Raw genomic sequence first — 16406 nt, forward strand, 5'->3', positions numbered from 1 at the left:
TTGTCCGACGCAGGCGCGCGGCGCCCGGACCGCGTCGGCGCCGCACCGCGAACGACCGTTCATCCTGTGATGCAATCTCGCAACCGGTCCACGAAACACAGGCATGATTCTGGTAACTTGACGCACCGGCCCGAGCGCTTCGCGACGGCCATCACCCATCTTTCATACCATGACACTACAGATTGGGATTCCTCTGGAGACAGCCACCGGCGAACGGCGCGTTGCGACCGTGCCCGAGGTGGTCGAGAAACTGATCAAGCTGGGGTTTGCGGTGGCCGTCCAAAGCGGCGCCGGTGCCGGCGCGAACTTCGACGACGACGCCTATCGCGCGGCCGGCGCGAGCATCGCCGCCACGGCAGCCGAGCTGTGGTCCGGCAGCGACATCGTGTTCAAGGTGCGCCCGCCGAGCGCCGACGAAGTCGCGCTGATGCGCGAAGGCGGCATGCTGATCGGTTTCGTGTGGCCGGCGCAGAACCCCGACCTGATGCAGCAGCTCGCGGCGAAGCGCGCGACCGTGCTCGCGATCGATTCGCTGCCGCGCACGCTGTCGCGCGCGCAGAAGATGGACGCGCTGACGTCGATGGCCGGCATCAGCGGCTACCGCGCGGTGATCGAGGCCGCGCATGCGTTCGGCCGCTTCCTGAACGGGCAGGTCACGGCGGCCGGCAAGATCCCGCCGGCGAAGGTCTTCATCGCCGGCGCGGGCGTGGCCGGCCTCGCCGCGATCGGCACGGCCGCGAGCCTCGGCGCGATCGTGCGTGCGAACGACACGCGCGCCGAAGTGGCCGATCAGGTGAAGTCGCTGGGCGGCGAATTCGTCAAGGTCAACTACGAAGAGGAAGGCTCGGGCGGCGGCGGCTACGCGAAGGTGATGAGCGAAGGCTTCCAGCAGGCGCAGCGCGCGATGTATGCGCAGCAGGCGAAAGACGCCGACATCATCATCACGACCGCGCTGATCCCCGGCAAGCCGGCGCCGAAGCTGATCACCGCCGAGATGGTGCAGTCGATGAAGCCCGGCAGCGTGATCGTCGACATGGCCGCCGAACAGGGCGGCAACTGCGAGCTGACGGTGCCCGGCGAGGCGGTCGTGCGCCACGGCGTGACGATCGTCGGCTATACCGATCTCGCGTCGCGCCTGTCGCGGCAGTCGTCCACGCTGTATGCGACCAACCTGCTGCGCGTGCTCGAGGAGCTGTGCAAGGGCAAGGACGGCACGATCGACGTCGACTTCGACGACGACGCGATCCGCGGCCTGACCGTCATCAAGGAAGGCACCGTCACCTGGCCGGCACCGCCGCTCAAGCAGCCGGCCGTCGCGCCCAAGCCCGCGGCCGGCGCACCCGCCGCGGCCGCGCCGGCGAAGTCCAAGAGCCACGGCCACAGCAGCGAGCCGATGTCGGCCAAGGCGCTCGCGATCGTGTTCGCGGTCGGCGCGCTCGCGTTCCTGCTGGTCGGCCAGTTCGCGCCGGCCAGCTTCCTGTCGCACTTCACGGTGTTCGTGCTCGCGTGCTTCGTCGGCTACATGGTGATCTGGAACGTCACGCCGTCGCTGCACACGCCGCTGATGAGCGTGACCAACGCGATCTCGTCGATCATCGCGATCGGCGCGCTCGTGCAGGTCGCGCCGCCGACGGCCGAGCTGGCCAATGCCGGCGATCGTCCGTCGGGGCTGATCCTCGGCCTCGCGGTCGGCGCGCTGACGCTCACCGCCGTCAACATGTTCGGCGGCTTCGCGGTCACGCGCCGCATGCTCGCGATGTTCCGCAAATAAGGGGACGACAACCATGACTTCCAATCTGACCACCGTCTCCTATATCGGCGCCGCGATCCTGTTCATCCTGAGCCTCGGCGGGCTCGCCAACCCTGAAACCGCGCGCCGCGGCAACCTGCTCGGGATGATCGGCATGCTGATCGCGGTGCTGGCCACCGTCGCCGGGCCGCGCGTGTCGGCAGCGGGCATTCCGTACGTGATCGCCGCGCTTGTCGTCGGCGGCGCGGTCGGCCTCTATGCCGCGAAGAAAGTGCAGATGACGCAGATGCCGGAGCTGGTCGCGCTGATGCACAGCCTGGTCGGCCTCGCCGCATGCCTGGTCGGCTTCGCGAGCTACGTCGACACGTCGCTGCAGTTCGTCGGCGCCGAGAAGGCGATCCACGAGGTGGAGATCTACGTCGGCATCCTGATCGGCGCGATCACCTTCGCGGGCTCGATCGTCGCGTTCGGCAAGCTGTCGGGCAAGATCGGCGGCAAGCCGCTGCTGCTGCCGGCACGGCACTGGCTGAACCTCGCCGCGCTGCTGGTGGTGATCTATTACGGCCGCGCGTTCCTGCATGCGGAAACCATCCAGGACGGCATGCTGCCGCTCGTCGTGATGACGGTGATCGCGCTGCTGTTCGGCGTGCACATGGTGATGGCGATCGGCGGCGCGGACATGCCGGTGGTCGTGTCGATGCTCAACAGCTACTCGGGATGGGCCGCGGCCGCGACCGGCTTCATGCTCGGCAACGACCTGCTGATCGTGATCGGCGCGCTGGTCGGCTCGTCGGGCGCGATCCTGTCGTACATCATGTGCCACGCGATGAACCGCAATTTCATCAGCGTGATCGCGGGCGGCTTCGGCAGCGCCGCGGGCGCACCGGCGGCCGCCGGCGGCGCCGCGCAACCGGCCGGCGAAGCCGTCGCGGTGAGCGCGACGGAGACGGCCGAGCTGCTGCGCGAAGCGAAGCGCGTGATCATCGTACCCGGCTATGGGATGGCGGTGGCGCAGGCGCAGCACACGGTGTTCGAGCTGACCAAGCTGCTGCGCGAGAAGGGCGTCGACGTGCGCTTCGCGATCCACCCGGTCGCCGGGCGGATGCCGGGGCACATGAACGTGCTGCTCGCGGAAGCGGAGGTGCCGTACGAGATCGTGCACGAGATGGAGGACATCAACGGCGAGTTCGGCCAGGTCGACGTGGTGCTGGTGCTCGGCGCGAACGACGTGGTGAACCCGGCCGCGCAGGACGACCCGACGAGCCCGATCGCGGGCATGCCGGTGCTCGAGGTGTGGAAGGCGAAGACGTCAATCGTGATGAAGCGCAGCATGGCGTCCGGCTATGCCGGCGTCGACAATCCGCTGTTCTACAAGGACAACAACCGCATGTTGTTCGGCGACGCGAAGTCGATGCTCAACGAAATCTTCGGCGCGTTGAAAGCCTGATCGCGGCGGCGCGCGCGGCCGGCGGCACGCCGGCTTGCGCCGCGCACGAATGCGATGACCGTCGGCCCGTCCCGCAGCGATGCGCGACGGGCCGACGCGCATGTGCGCCATCGGTACGGGGCCGGCAAGATAGCGGCCCGGCTGGGATGCCGTCCATGGGAGCGCGGCAAGGATGCCGGTTATGGGAAAGCGCTACGTGCGCCGCCGATACGTGCCGGGCGTGCTGCCCGTCCAGTGCCGGAACGCGCGATGAAACGCGCTCGGATCGTCGAAGCCGAGATCGGCGCCGATCGCCGCGATCGTGTCGTGGGTGTCGGTGAGCCGCTGGATCGCGATGTCGCGCCGCAGTTCGTCCTTCAGCACCTGGAACGTCGTGCCTTCGGCCAGCAGGTGGCGGCTCAGCGTGCGCACCGAGCAGTGCAGGCTCGCGGCGGCTTCCTCGATCGTCGACAGGTCGGGCAGCCGGCCCGACAGATACTGCCGCACGCGATGGCAGACGAGCTGCTCGCTGAACGATTCGAAGATCCAGTCGCCGGGCGCGCGGGCGAGGAATTTCCGCAGGTTGCGCTTGCTTTGCCGGATCGGCACGTCGAGGTAGCCGGCGCTGAAGCGCATCAGCGTGCGGCTGCAGTCGAACTGCACCGGCCCCGAAAAGAAGTAGAGATGGTCGACCGCATGGCGCGGCCGCGGACACGCGAACTCGACCTGCAGCAGCGGAATCTTCTGGCCGATCAGCCAGGAACACACGCCGTGCACGAGCTTGAGCATCAGCTCCTGGCCGAGCGGGCCAAGCGGGCCGAGGGCCGGATTCGGCCGGATCACGACCTGGCCGATCAGGCCATCGCGCTTCGATTCGACGTAGAAATCGTCGAGCAGGATGTGGAAGAACTGACCGAAGCGATGCAGCGCCGTTTCGAGGTTGCGGGCATCGAGCAGGCTGAGGCACAGGTATTTCAGCGTGCCGCCGCGCAGCGGGCGCGAGAAGATGCCGGGCATTTCGTCGTCGAGGTCGATCGCAAGCGTCCGGTACAGCGTCGAGAACTGCTCCTCGGTCACGCGCGCATTCGGTTCGCCCTGCAGCTCGCTCGGGATGCCGGCCCCGCGCAGGTAGCGCTGGATCACGTCGGGCGGCAGGCCCGCACTCGCGAGGAAACCGTTGACGAGGGAAATCGGCACCGTCGCGCTCGGCGACGGCAGCGCACGCCCAGGCTGGGCGGGAGGTGAATCTGTACCGGTCATCGCGTCCCCGTCGGTCGAACCGCTCGCATTGTACTTGAGCGGCCCATGGCGGGCTTGCGGGGCTTTCCGGTGTTTCGGGGCTTTCGGGACGACCGCGCGGCGCATGCGCACCATCACTGCGCGTGGCTGAGTTCCCGCCGCAGGATCTTGCCGACGGTCGATTTCGGCAGCCGCTCGACGAAACGGATCACCTTCGGCACCTTGTACGCCGCGAGGTTCGCGCGGCAATGCGCGACGATCTCGGCCTCGCCGACGGTCGCGTCGGGCGCGAGCACCACGAACAGCTTCGGCGCCTCGCCGGTGCGCTCGTCCGGCACGCCGATGCACGCGCATTCGGCCACGCCCGGGAACGCGGTCGCCACCGCTTCCACCTCATTCGGGTAGACGTTGAAGCCCGACACGATCACCATGTCCTTCTTGCGGTCGACGATCTTCAGGAAGCCCTGGTCGTCGAACACGCCGATGTCGCCGGTGCGGAAGTAGCCGTCCGCGGTGAACGCCCGCGCGTTCGCTTCCGGCTGCTGCCAGTAGCCGCGCATCACCTGCGGCCCCTTCACGCAGACTTCGCCGGGCGCGCCGATGCCGGCCTCTCGGTCGTTGTCGTCGAGCAGCTTCACGTCGGTGGACGGCAGCGGCAGGCCCGTGGTGCCCGTGAACGCGTCGATGGACGGCGGATTGAACGTGACCACCGGCGAGGTTTCCGACAGCCCGTAGCCTTCGCGGATGAAGCAGCCCGTCACGGCCTTCCAGCGCGCCGAGATCACGTCGATCACCGCCGTGCCGCCGCCCGCCGACAGCGTGAGGCGCGACCAGTCGATCTCCTTCAGTCGCGGGTGGTTCGCGAGCCCCGCGTACAGCGTGTTCACGCCGACGAACACCGTCGGCCGCGCGGCCTTCAGCACGTCGATGAACGCGTCGAGGTCCCGCGGATTGGCGACAAGCCAGTTCTCCGCACCGATCGCGAAATAGGACAGGAAATTCACCGTCAGCGCGAAGATGTGATACAGCGGGATCGCGGTGACGACGACTTCCTCGCCCGGCCGCTGCGCATCGAACACGAACACGCCGAACTGCGCGATGTTCGCGAGCAGGTTGCGGTGCGACAGCGCGGCGCCCTTCGACAGCCCGGTGGTGCCGCCCGTGTACTGGAGCAGCAGCAGGTCGTCGCCGCCGAGCGCAACCGGCGCGCGTTGCAGCGCCGCGCCGGCCGCGAACGCGTCGGCGAGCGCGAGCGAGCCGGGCGGCAGCGCCGCGCACGCGCCGGCCGGCGCATCGACGACGCCGAGATCGCCGCGGCCCACGGTGAGCACGGTGCGCACGCGCGTCTTGCCGACCACGTCGGCAAACGTGGCCATCGACCCGCCGCACACGACCGCCACTTCGACGCCCGCGTCGTTGAGCTGGTGCTCGAGCTCGCGCGCGGTATAGAGCGGATTGACGTTGACCTGGACGGCGCCGATCTTCGCGACGGCGATGAAGACGACCGGAAACGCGAGCACGTTGGGCAGCATCACGGCCACGCGATCGCCCTTGCGGACCCCGACGACCTGCTGCAGATAGGCGGCCAGCGCGGTCGACAGGCGGTCGACGTCCGCATAGGTCAGCGTCTGGCCCGACGCGTGGAACGCCGGCTTGCCGGCGAACCGGCGCATCGCGTCGTCCAGCAGCGCATTCATCGAGGGATGGCGATCGGCGTCGATCTCGGCGGGGATCGCGCCATATGACGCGGTCCAGTGTCTCTTCGTCATGTCCTGCTCCTCGGGGGACGGCGCCACGCGGCGCCGTTCGCACGGCGGCCCGCGCATCGGATGCACGCGGGCCGTCGCCTGACCGACGAATATCGCGCGCGCGGCCCGCTTTGAAAATGATTCGCGCGGCCGTAAAGATGATCGAAACGGACACACCGGCACGCCAGTCCGTAAACCGCAAACCCGCCTGCCCGGGCAGCGACACAATGCGCACGCAGGCGCCGGATCAGGGTGAACCCTATGGCGCGGCCGCGCGTTCGGGGGCAGAATCGCGTACCCGGAATCGGTATCGAATCGGACGTACACCCAGCCATGCCGCGCACCGCGCACCTCACCCCGACGGCCGCCCGCGCGGCGGCGCTGCCCGAGACCCTGCCCGCCCATGCGTTGCGCGACAAGCGCTTTTCGCCGGCGAAGCTCGCCGTGCTCGTCGACGTCGCGCGCGAGCTCGGCCTCGATTCGTCGGCGGTGCTCGCCGGCACGGGCCTGTCGCCGGAGGCCGTCGCCGATCCGTTCACGCTCACGTCGTCGCAGCAGTTCCTGACGGCCGCGAGCAACGCGATCCGCGGATACGGCAACCCGGATCTCGGCGTGCGGGTCGGGCACCGGCTGCACGCGTCGAGCTACGGGATGTACGGCTACGCGATGCTCTGCTCGGAATCGATGGCCCACGCATTCGACTCGGCCGTCAAATACCACCAGCTCGCGAACCGCATGCTCGAGATCCGCTGGGTCGTGCAGGACGACACGGCGTCGTGGCTGTTTCCCGACCCGCACGAAGCCGCGCTGGCCGGCCCCGATCTGCCGCTGTACCGCTTCCTGATCGACATGCAGTTCGCGCTGCACGTGACGATCATCAAGGACGTGATGGGCGCGTGGTGCGTGCCGGCGCGTGCGCAGTTCACGCAGCCGGAGCCGCCGCACGCGGCCATGCTGTCCGACGCGCTCGAATGCCCGCTCGCGTTCGATCAGCCGCGCAACCGGCTCAGCTACCCGGCCGCGTGGCTCACGCGCGCGCCGCAGCTCGCGAACCCGATCACCGCCGCGCAGGTGTCGTCGCACTGCGCGCGGCTGCTCGACGAACTGCGCACCCAGTCGGGCGTCACGCGCCGCGTCTACCAGGAACTCACGCGCATGCCGGGGCAGTTCCCGGACCTCGACGCGATCGCACAGACGCTGTGCATCACCGCGCGCACGCTGCGCCGCAAGCTCGAGGCCGAAGGCACGTCATACAGCGAACTGCTGACGAGCGTGCGCAAGGCACTGGCGATCGATTACCTGAGCACGACCACGCTCAGCACCGAGGACATCGCGGCGACGCTCGGCTTCAGCGACGCGGTGGGGTTCCGCCACGCGTTCAAGCGCTGGACCGGCAAGACGCCGACCGAAGTACGGCGCAAGCGCGGCACGTGACGCGCGGGACATGACTCGTGCGCCGCGCCCGTGCGGGCCGCGCATGCACGGTCATTGCGGATCGCCGGGCGCCGGCTGCGCGATCGTGAGCGCGAACTCGAACACCGCCCCACGCCCGGCCCGGTCGACCAGCCGGATCGCGCTGCCGTGCAGCAGCAGCATCCGGTGGACGATCAACAGCCCGAGCCCGCCGTTCGTCGCCATGCCGCCGCTGGCGGGCCGCTGCGGTCGCTGGAACAATCCTGCGCGGCGCGCCAGCGGGATCCCTGCGCCGGTGTCCGACACGGTCACCACCACGCGGTCGTCGCGCGGCGTCAGCGCGACTTCGATTGCGCCGTGCTGCGGCGTGTGCCGCAACGCGTTGTCGAGCAGGTTGGTCAGCACGCGCTCGATCATCCCGAGATCCGCCGACACGTTCGGCACGCGCAGCGGAATCCGCGCATGGAGCGCGACGTCGCGCGCCTTCGCGGCCAGCTCGAATTTCTGGAACACGTCCTGCACGAGATCGACGAGCGAGAACGGTTCGCGCTCGGGCTGCACGCCGCCCGATTCGAGCCGCGCGAGCTCGAACAGCGCCTGCGCGAGCCGGCCGACCTTCGCGCTCTGCGCGAGCGCGATCGACAGGTAGCGCCGGCGCTCGGCGTCGCCGAGCGAGTCGGTCTTCAGCGACAGCGTCTCCAGGTAGCCGTGCAGCGACGTGAGCGGCGTGCGCAGGTCGTGCGAGATGTTCGTGATCAGCTCGCGCCGCTGCTGGTCCTGCCGCGTCAGCGCGCGCCATTGCTCGCCGATCCGGTCGGCCATCTGCGCGTACGTCGATTCGAGCAGCGCGATGTCATCGCCGCGCCGCCCGGGCGACGAGCGCGGCACGGCCGGCTGCGTGTCGGGCTCGCCGTCCGCGTCGAAGCGGCGCATCGCGTCGGTCAGCCGGCGCAGCGGGCGCGTGATGAAGCTGAACGCGGTCAGGCCCGCCAGCAGCCCGAACAGCGCGACGAGCGCCATCGACCACAGCGTCGTGCGCAGCACGTTGCCGGCGTCGAACCGCGCCGCGAGCCTGTCGTGCGCCTCGCCGAGCAGCACCACGTAGATGTAGCCCGCCGGCGCCTGCCCTGCGCGGCGCAGCGGCGCGGCGCTGAAGATCTTGCGCGCGCTCGGGCTGCGCGGATCGTCGCCGAGGATCGGCAGCGGCTCGCCCGCGAGAAAGCGCTGCACCGGCGCGAGATCGACGCGGCCGCGCTTCACGTGCCCGGGCGGCGCATCGTCGCCCTTGATCCGCCCCGCGTCGTCGAGCAGGTAAACCTCGACGCTCGGGTTCACGCCCATCAGCTGGCCGAACAGCGTGCGCACGGCGTCCGGGCGCAGGCCGTTCGCGTCCGTCAGCGGCGTGATGTTCGCGATGTGCGCGGCGAGATCGCGCGACAGGCCCTGCACGACTTCCATCTCGCGCATGTCGTTCGCGCGGATCTGCAGCCACGCCGACGCGCCCGAGCACGCGAGCAGCAGCACCGAGAACACGAGCGACAGCCGCTGGGTGAGCGTCAGCTTCATGGCCCGTCCCGCTGGCCCGGCGCGGCCAGCTTGTAGCCGCGTCCCCATACGGTGAGGATCCGCACGGGCTCGGCCGGGTCCGCCTCGATCTTCGCGCGCAGTCGGTTGATGTGGGTGTTGACCGTGTGCTCGTAGCCTTCGTGCTGGTAGCCCCACACCGCGTTCAGCAGGTCCATCCGCGAGAACACCTTGCCGGGATGCCGCGCGAAGAAATACAGCAGGTCGAACTCGCGCGGGGTCAGGTCGATGCGCACGCCGTCGACGCTCGCCTCGCGCGCGATCGGGTCGACCGACAGCCCCGCGACGTCGAGCGTGCCCGCGTCGACGCGCGAATCCCGCGCGAGCGCGTCGACGCGGCGCAGCAGCGCCTTGACCCGCGCGACCAGTTCGAGCACCGAGAACGGCTTCGCGAGATAGTCGTCGGCGCCGAGCTCGAGGCCGAGGATCCGGTGCACCTCGCTCGAGCGCGCGCTCGTGATGATGATCGGCGTGTAGCGCTGCATCCCGCGCGCGCGCCGGCAGATCTCGAGGCCGTCGACACCCGGCAGCATCAGGTCGAGGATCAGCGCGTCCCAGTTGCCCTGCTCGAGCAGCCGCAGACCCTCGGCGCCGTCCGCGCTGTGCACGACCTCGTAGCGCTCGTCGCGCAGGTGCAGGCTCAGCACGTCGGCGATGTCGGCGTCGTCCTCGACGATCAGGATGCGTTTGGCGTGATCCATGGCGAACGAGGCAGTGCGTCGGTAAGGGTGTCGGGCGCGCGAGCGCGGTAGTGGCCGCGGGCTGTGGCGGAGCGGCCGAGCGGCGGCGGCCGACACATCGTGCGGCCGCGATGCCGCCATTGTGCAAAATTCTGCGGCGGCAAGTGATCACAAATAGTTTAACTCTGGGGCGGGCCTGGGCCGGCAAGTCGTTCTTCCTTTCGTCCAGGCGCCGGACAGGCGGCAGCGCATGGCGCGATTACGTCGAACACGAGCGATACGCGTCGCGGTTACTGAGGAACCCGATGTCAACACTCTGCCGAAGCGGCATCGTCGATGCGTCTTGTTCGTACCCACAAACGAGCGCGGAAAATCGCAACCGGTTTTGATTCCCGACGCCAAATACCTCCCGGGAGTGCCGATCGTACGTGTACGCTGTTCAGCTATACATCGAGATCGGAAAATCCCGCACCGATCGCGTCGTTCAAGCCCGTACCACGGCCCGTTGGATCAGTCGACTCTCGGTCGACTGGCCGCCGGCTCAAGTCCGGCCGGCCCTATCAATGCAGAGGAATTACATGTCGCTTCTTGACCGCATGCTATCGCGTGCAACACCGCAAACCGGCAACGGCCGCCGAAGGGTCTTGGTGCGCGTCTGGCTCGACGACGAAGGTCGGGTGCGCGACCTGAAGGTCCGCCGAAGTTGTGGCGACCCGGTCGGCGACGAGCGCGCCCTCCATGCAATCGCCGTCATGCGCTTTCCACGCGGTCAGCTGGGTTCAGGAGGCGGCACGTCGCAGCGGTGGCACGATCTCAACTACGACGTCGACTGAGGTGCCGACGTTGAGCGGCATGCTCGTAAGCAGTCGATAAGTATCGTCCGGTCGTGGCCGGATGCGTTTGGCGGCGGTTCATCACGTCAATGCGCCTGGTACTCGCCCTGCCGAATGGACCATACAATTGCGCGCTTCACTGATGGCACTGAGCTTTACCAGGACTTCGTCGTAATTCAGTACGGTATCGATCGCCAGGACGTGACGCAGTTTGCGAATCTGCTTGATGGTCTTGTTGCCGAGCCGGATCGGAGCGGGGCCGCCGTCATCGACTTCGACTGGCCGCGCGCGCTCGACTGCGATGCCGCAGGTTCGCGCGATCGAATCAAGGAGGACCTCCAAGCGTTGCGAGCAGTCGCCTGACTCGATGCTTCCAGCGCGTTCGCCCACGTTATGGATGGATGGTTGCACCGTCCGTCAGGACGACCGCGCTTCCGGCGCCGCGATTCTCGTCGCTTGCATGCGCCACTTCGCCGGCGTCATCCCCACCTGCCGTTTGAACACGCGTTGGAACGCAGCCTCCGACCGATATCCGACCGTCTCGCCGATCTCCGCGACGGACATCGTCGTTTGCGCCAGCTTGCGCCCGGCAAGCGCCATGCGGATTTCCGTCAGCACATCGGTCGCCGAGCGGCTGATCGCCTCGTCGAAGTGGCGTGCGAACGTCGCGCGCGACATGTGGCAGCGCTCCGCCAGCTGCGCCAGCGTCCAGGGCTTTTCCGGCTCGTCGAACATCGCGGTGAGCGCCGGCTGCAGCCGATGGCGTTGCGCCAGCGCGAGCAGCCCACGCGGCGCGTGACCGGACTCGGACGCACTGCGCAGCGTCAACGCGAACAGCGCGCCGGACAGATGATCGACCACCGCCGCGCTGCCGGCACGTTGCTCCAGCGCTTCCTCACGCATCAATTCGATGACCCGCGCAAGCCGCGTGGCGGCAAACGCGGCGTCGCGCGTCTGTCCATCGCCGGCGGCGACGCTGCTCACGATCAGACGCCGAGGCAGATGGTCGCGCAGCAACTGCTGCGGGACGGCCGGCAGCACGAAGCGCCCGCACAGCACGTCGATGCTCGCGTCGGCGCCGCCGTTCGTCGTAATGGTCAGGCCGTTGCGGTGCCGCTCTTGCACCGCGCGCGGCGCGTCGCCGCTGCCGTCGTGCAGCCGGTGCGCACTGCCGGACGGGAACACCACGATGTCGCCGGCCTTCATTCGGAGCGTCGGTTCGTCCGCGCCGCCCGTCTCGCCTTCGACGACAGCCTCGCCGCGCAACAGGATGTGATACGGAAGCTCCCGCTCGTTCGACTCGGGATGGTCGATGCGCCACGGCGAACCGAAATGGCACCGTACGTCCAGCCGGCCGGTGACCGGCATCATCGACAGCAATCGGTCCAGCATGTCCATATGAGACGTTTGAGCATGAATTTGCACAAGTATGGCATTAAAAAACTCGGCCTGCATCCCTACACTGACTCCCATGCCATACGACATGGCTAAGCAGTTCAACCACTCAACTGAACGAAGGAGTCGATCATGTCCCGTCTCACCACCATTCGCCCTGAAGAAGCCACCGGCGCGGCAGCGGAAGTGTTCGCGAAGATCAAGAAGGCCGTCGGCAAGGTGCCCAATGCGTACGCCACCATCGGCACGCACAGCCCCGAAGCCCTCGGCGCGGCGCTCGCGTTCGACGCGGTCGTGGCTGCCGGCACGCTCGGCAAGGCCGACATCGAAGTCATCAAGCTGGCGGTCAGCGAACACGTGGGCTGTGACTATTGTGTCGCCGCGCATACGCTGATGGGCAAGCTGGCCGGACTGTCGAGCGACGCCATGAAGCAGGTGCGCGTCGGCGCGGCCACCGGCGACGCCAAGCGCGACGCGCTGGTGACCTATGTGCGTACGCTGGTCGGCACGCGCGGCACGGTGCCCGAGGCGGCCGTCGACGCCGTGCGCGCCGCCGGTTACACGGAGCGCCAGCTGATCGAGATCAGCCTGGCGATCGCGTCGATCACGTTCACGAACCTGGTCAATCGCGTCAACGATACGACGCTCGATTTCCCGGCCGTGGCGTAATGGCGCGTCGGTGTGCAGGCGCGGCGGTCGAACGCAGTCGATCCGACTGCGTTCGATCGTGAGGCCCGTGTCGCCGGCGGAATGTGCTGGCTGGCGGCGCCGCACTTCGATACCGCCTCTGTCACGCGCTGCGGATCACAAAGGTCGATCCGCAAAGTCTCAAACGCCAGTAACGATCAAGACGGGGAACGCTTTCGATCGACGCGCACTGAATTTGCCGCGTGCGTCCCCTGCTGACCGGCCGCCGCAAGCCGATCGTCGCTGCGTGGCGAGCGGCACCGGTGCGGATGTGATCGTTCGATCGGTGTCGGCCCGTCCACCAATGGTCGGGCCACCGTGCAGGCCGGCTCGCGTCCGCTCAGCGTGGCGGCAGCCCGGCCGCGATCTGGTCCGCGAGGCGCCCCAGAATCGCGCTCAGCGCGGCGGCCTGCGCGGCCGCGCCGTGCTGCGTCAACGATGCGGTCAAGGTCGTCTCGCGGCTCGCGCTCACGCGCTCGGGCCGGCCCGCCAACACCGTCCATGCGGCCTCCAACGTCAACGTGCCGCCGTCGTCCGCATGCACGTCCAGCACCGTGACGACGAGCGTGCGCGTGTCGGGCGGCCGCGGCGCATCCGGCAGGACGACGGCTCCCGGCGGCAGGCGCGTCAGCAGGTCCTGCGCGAGCGTGCGCCGCATCATCCGGTCGAGCGGCCCGGCCCAGCGCGCGCCTTCGTCGATCCAGACACGGTTCGCCGAGCGCTGCACGACGACCTCGGGCCGGTCGAGCTCCGCCGGCACGTGCACGGCAGTCAGTTGTACCGGCTCGATGGGCTCGTCCGCGCGGATCGATGTAGCCGGCGTCGCACTCAACGCCACATAGCGCGTCGGCGGGCTGTGCCCGCATCCGGCGAGCACGGCGGCCAGCGCAACGACCGCCCATTTCATCGGGGCCGGCGCCGCTGCGTCGCCGGCCCGTCGCTTCGATCGACGGATCATGGCTTCTCCTTCGCTCTGCCGCGCACGAGCGCTTCGGGATGTCGGTCGAGATAGTCGGCCAGCGCACGCACCGAACGGGCGGTATCGGCGAGTTCGCGCAACACTGCGGGCACGCCGGTCTGCGTGGTGGCGTCGTCGCCGAGCGTCCGGCTGGCTGCGGCTGCGGCCTGGTCGGCGCTGTTCGCGGCGTCGCGCAGCTGCGCGACGAGCGGACCGATCTGCGGCGACACCTGCTGCAGCGTGCGGTCGATCTGCGCGACCGATCGGTCGAGATGCGCGAGGCTGTCGCGGATCTGCGGCGATGCGGTCAGCGCATTGAGCCGCGCCGCGATCGCGCGCACGTCGTCGCCGGTCTCCTTGATCGGCAGCGCGTCGAGCTTGCCGGCGATCGCGTTGGCGCGCGCGGCGATCGCACCGAAGTCGGCCGACGCGACGCTCGGAATCTCCGCCGGGCCGGCGCCACCGGAAAACGCGGCCGCCGAAGCGCCGGCGACGAAATCGAGGCTGACCATGCGCGGGCCGACGAGCGGCGGATCCTGCACCAGCCGCGCGCGCAGCCCGCGGGCGACGAGCCGTTCGAGCATGCCGTCGACGATGGGCCGCCAGTTGCCGTCGGCCGGCGGATGCACGCCGGTGATGCCGAGCGCCGACGGTTCGAGCGCGATCTGCACCGGCGTGCCGAGCTGCCCGGTGGCGGCGTCGTAACTCAGCCGCACGCGCGTGACCGTGCCGACCTGGAAGCCGCGCAGTTTCACCGGCGCGCCGTCCTTCAGCTCGCCGGCCGCACCGGCGAACCGAATCAAGTACGGCACCACCGGCCCATGCTCGGGCGCGAGCGCCGGGCGGCGCTCGGTGCCGTCGAAGTGCCGCGCCGGGGCGCCGGCGCCCGGCTCCATCACGATTTCCGGCCCGACGACGAGCGCGCGCAGCGAGGTCGGGTCGCTCATGTCCGGCTGCGCACCGCGCAGGAAAAAGCGCGTGCCGCTGAGCAGATACTTCTGCTGCGCGCGATCGATCTTCAACTCGACCTCCACATGCCGGCCGTCGGGCGACAACGCGATGCCCGCGACCTTGCCGACCTTCACGCCGCGCAGCGTCACGTCGGTATCGTCGACTTTCATTCCGTGCGCGTCGGAAAACATCACGGTGACGCTTTCCCCGCCCTGCGCGAGCGCCCGTATCCCGAGCCATCCGACCACGGCCAGCGTGGCGACGGGTACCGCCCAGATCAATCCCGGCCAACGACTGTGCCGCACCTCGGCGCGCGAGCGACGGATGCGCGGCGGGTTCATCGAGTCCTCCGGTCGGGGCGGTCCCACATCAGGCGCGGATCGAAGGCGCGCGACGCGAGCATGGTCAGGAACACCACGAGCGCGAATGCGGTGGCGCCGGTAGCCGGCTGCGCGGACGCGACGCCGTCGAAGCGGATCAACGGAACGAACGCCGCGATCGTGAAGACGTCGACGTTCGACCACCGGCCGAGTTCATCGATCCAGCGGTAGAGGCGCACCTTCAAGCGCAAATGCCGGCGCGATCGCCGCAGCACGGACGCGACGAACCAGCCCATGCCGACGATCTTCGCGACCGGGATCACGATGCTCGTGATGAACGTCAAGATGCCGAACGGCCATAGGCCGACGTGAAAGAGCTGCATGACGCCGTCGACGATGCGGTGCGTGTGCACGCGTCCGAGCTGGATCGACGTTGTCATCGGCAACAGGTTGGCCGGCACGGTCAGCACGAGCGCCGCCAGCGAGAGCGCGCTCGCGCGCGAAAGCGCCGCGACCCGGCGCGCGCGCAGCGTCAGCCCGCAACGCGAACACGACCGCCCGGCGCACGCGTATGGCTGCACCATGTCGCAACCGGCACACGACAGCACGGCCTCGCCGCGCGACGGACGCCGATCGGCTTCGATGGCCCGCCACACGGTGCGCCGGTCGAGCGACGCGCGCGTGAGCATCGACATCAGGCCGACCGCGATCAGGCAATAGCCGCCTGCGCCGATCGAGCCGGTGACACTGTGCGTGACGCGCACGTAGCCGATGATGCAGCCGACGAGGTACACGTCCGGCATTGCCCAAGCGTCGAGTGCGAGCGACCAACGGAACACCGCGCCGATACCGGAGAACCGCCAGCCGAAGCCAATCGCGGCCAGCACCAGCATCAGGCCGCCGAAGCGCGCGAACGGCAGCACGATGCCGAACATCCCGAGCAACACGGCCAGGATCACCCAGCCGTCGTTCCACATCGACACGATGCCCGACGCGAGCACCGAGGAATGCGACGCGCCCAGCATCGTGACCGTCATCAGCGGTGCGAGGTTGGCGGGAAACAACAGCACGAAGGTCGCCGTCGTACAGGCGAGCGCGGCCTCCACGCTGCGGCCGCGGCGGCGTTCGAGCGTCGCGTGGCAACGTCTGCAGCGCGCCAGCGCGTGTGCGTCGATCGGCGGGATATGGTCGAGCGTCCCGCACGTAGGGCAACCGATCGTGGTCATGCGACGGCAGCGCCGGTGGGCGCGCGATGCGCGCAATGACACGCCCGGTGGCAAAACCTGCACGACGCGGGCAGGCGGTCGCGCGTGATGATCGTCGTCATGCGTTCTCCCGTTCGATTAGGTTGCAACAGCGCCGCGGAACCGCGGCGGGTGCGCGTGCCGAGCTCTACCCGTGCGGCGCGAAAATACACGGCGG

General features: G+C 68.9%; 14 protein-coding genes. 6 read left to right on the forward strand and 8 right to left on the reverse strand.

Annotated elements, in window-relative coordinates; translation table 11 throughout:
• Positions 1-169 precede the first annotated feature (169 nt).
• Together WJ35_RS18160 and WJ35_RS18165 are read left to right on the forward strand one after the other, a co-directional pair.
• The gene (locus WJ35_RS18160) at positions 170-1771 is read left to right on the forward strand and encodes a Re/Si-specific NAD(P)(+) transhydrogenase subunit alpha (RefSeq protein ID WP_011879789.1); all 1602 of its coding nucleotides are present in this window, start codon (positions 170-172) and stop codon (positions 1769-1771) included.
• A gap of 13 nt (positions 1772-1784) precedes the next feature.
• Positions 1785-3197: an NAD(P)(+) transhydrogenase (Re/Si-specific) subunit beta gene (locus WJ35_RS18165; RefSeq protein ID WP_069239630.1), complete on the forward strand. Its 1413-nt coding sequence runs from the start codon at positions 1785-1787 to the stop codon at positions 3195-3197.
• A 192-nt stretch (positions 3198-3389) separates the two neighbouring features.
• On the opposite strand, the gene WJ35_RS18170 is transcribed toward WJ35_RS18165, so the two are convergent.
• Positions 3390-4541 (reverse strand): AraC family transcriptional regulator, encoded by a 1152-nt coding sequence (locus WJ35_RS18170; protein WP_069239808.1) that lies wholly within the window; start codon positions 4539-4541, stop codon positions 3390-3392.
• A gap of 8 nt (positions 4542-4549) precedes the next feature.
• The gene (locus tag WJ35_RS18175; protein ID WP_069239807.1) at positions 4550-6184 is read right to left on the reverse strand and encodes an AMP-binding protein; all 1635 of its coding nucleotides are present in this window, start codon (positions 6182-6184) and stop codon (positions 4550-4552) included.
• 312 nt (positions 6185-6496) lie between these two features.
• Between WJ35_RS18175 and WJ35_RS18180 the strand changes: the two genes are divergently transcribed.
• Positions 6497-7597 (forward strand): AraC family transcriptional regulator, encoded by a 1101-nt coding sequence (locus WJ35_RS18180; protein WP_069239631.1) that lies wholly within the window; start codon positions 6497-6499, stop codon positions 7595-7597.
• Positions 7598-7648: 51 nt separating this feature from the next.
• Here the strand turns inward: WJ35_RS18180 and WJ35_RS18185 are convergent, their stop codons facing one another.
• Together WJ35_RS18185 and WJ35_RS18190 are read right to left on the reverse strand one after the other, a co-directional pair.
• The gene (locus WJ35_RS18185; protein WP_069239632.1) at positions 7649-9142 is read right to left on the reverse strand and encodes a HAMP domain-containing sensor histidine kinase; all 1494 of its coding nucleotides are present in this window, start codon (positions 9140-9142) and stop codon (positions 7649-7651) included.
• Positions 9139-9861 (reverse strand): response regulator transcription factor, encoded by a 723-nt coding sequence (locus WJ35_RS18190; RefSeq protein WP_069239633.1) that lies wholly within the window; start codon positions 9859-9861, stop codon positions 9139-9141. The genes WJ35_RS18185 and WJ35_RS18190 overlap by 4 nt, the downstream gene beginning before the upstream one ends.
• Before the next feature lie 557 nt (positions 9862-10418).
• On the opposite strand from WJ35_RS18190, the gene WJ35_RS18195 reads away from it, so the two are divergent.
• On the forward strand, positions 10419-10673 hold the full coding sequence (locus WJ35_RS18195) for an energy transducer TonB family protein (RefSeq protein WP_043292576.1): 255 nt from the start codon (positions 10419-10421) through the stop codon (positions 10671-10673).
• Positions 10674-10787: 114 nt separating this feature from the next.
• The gene (locus tag WJ35_RS18200; RefSeq protein WP_043292574.1) at positions 10788-11036 is read left to right on the forward strand and encodes a hypothetical protein; all 249 of its coding nucleotides are present in this window, start codon (positions 10788-10790) and stop codon (positions 11034-11036) included.
• Between the two features lie 54 nt (positions 11037-11090).
• On the opposite strand, the gene WJ35_RS18205 is transcribed toward WJ35_RS18200, so the two are convergent.
• On the reverse strand, positions 11091-12128 hold the full coding sequence (locus tag WJ35_RS18205) for an AraC family transcriptional regulator (RefSeq protein ID WP_011879779.1): 1038 nt from the start codon (positions 12126-12128) through the stop codon (positions 11091-11093).
• Between the two features lie 72 nt (positions 12129-12200).
• Between WJ35_RS18205 and WJ35_RS18210 the strand changes: the two genes are divergently transcribed.
• Positions 12201-12737: a carboxymuconolactone decarboxylase family protein gene (locus WJ35_RS18210; protein ID WP_011879778.1), complete on the forward strand. Its 537-nt coding sequence runs from the start codon at positions 12201-12203 to the stop codon at positions 12735-12737.
• Between the two features lie 358 nt (positions 12738-13095).
• Here WJ35_RS18210 and WJ35_RS18215 read toward each other — a convergent pair whose 3' ends face one another.
• Genes WJ35_RS18215 through WJ35_RS18225 form a run of 3 tightly spaced genes read right to left on the reverse strand, consistent with a single transcriptional unit; the run spans position 13096 to position 16210 of the window.
• Complete coding sequence (locus WJ35_RS18215) at positions 13096-13713, reverse strand: PqiC family protein (protein ID WP_011879777.1); 618 nt, start codon at positions 13711-13713, stop codon at positions 13096-13098.
• Positions 13710-15005, reverse strand: coding sequence for an MlaD family protein (locus WJ35_RS18220; RefSeq protein ID WP_011879776.1), 1296 nt, complete (start codon positions 15003-15005; stop codon positions 13710-13712). The genes WJ35_RS18215 and WJ35_RS18220 overlap by 4 nt, the downstream gene beginning before the upstream one ends.
• Positions 15002-16210, reverse strand: a complete 1209-nt coding sequence (locus WJ35_RS18225; protein WP_011879775.1) for a paraquat-inducible protein A — start codon at positions 16208-16210, stop codon at positions 15002-15004. The genes WJ35_RS18220 and WJ35_RS18225 overlap by 4 nt, the downstream gene beginning before the upstream one ends.
• Positions 16211-16406: the final 196 nt, after the last annotated feature.

This window comes from Burkholderia ubonensis (genome assembly GCF_001718695.1).
Classification (GTDB): Bacteria; Pseudomonadota; Gammaproteobacteria; order Burkholderiales; family Burkholderiaceae; genus Burkholderia; species Burkholderia ubonensis_B.